This is a genomic window from Paraburkholderia sp. SIMBA_054 (genome assembly GCF_046534875.1).
In the GTDB taxonomy this organism is placed as follows: Bacteria; Pseudomonadota; Gammaproteobacteria; order Burkholderiales; family Burkholderiaceae; genus Paraburkholderia; species Paraburkholderia hospita.
This window is the reverse complement of the sequence record NZ_JAWRXV010001786.1, coordinates 1-233: the sequence shown is the minus strand read 5'-3', so window position 1 is coordinate 233 and position 233 is coordinate 1. Positions and strand designations below refer to the sequence as shown.

Annotated in this window: 1 protein-coding gene; it reads left to right on the top strand. The window is 50.6% G+C overall.

Going from position 1 to position 233, the window contains the following annotated elements; genetic code table 11:
• Positions 1–233: PepSY domain-containing protein (locus SB822_RS61235; RefSeq protein ID WP_410859684.1), on the top strand; the 233-nt coding region annotated here is incomplete at both ends.

Below are 233 nucleotides of genomic sequence, written 5' to 3'. Positions count from 1 at the left end.
GAAAACAAAAACAAACGAAAAATCTCCACCTGAAGACCCGTCGCTTTCACAGTCAGGTCGGTATCTGGATAGCTGTCGGTCTTTTGTTCCTTTCGGCAACCGGCATGACCTGGTCGCAATTGGCGGGGGAAAGGATTGATCAGTTCAGAGCGGCGGTTGGCTGGATTACGCCTTCAGTTTCGACAGTTCTGAATAAGGCGACAGAATCTAGCCAAGAGAGTGCGCATCAGGAC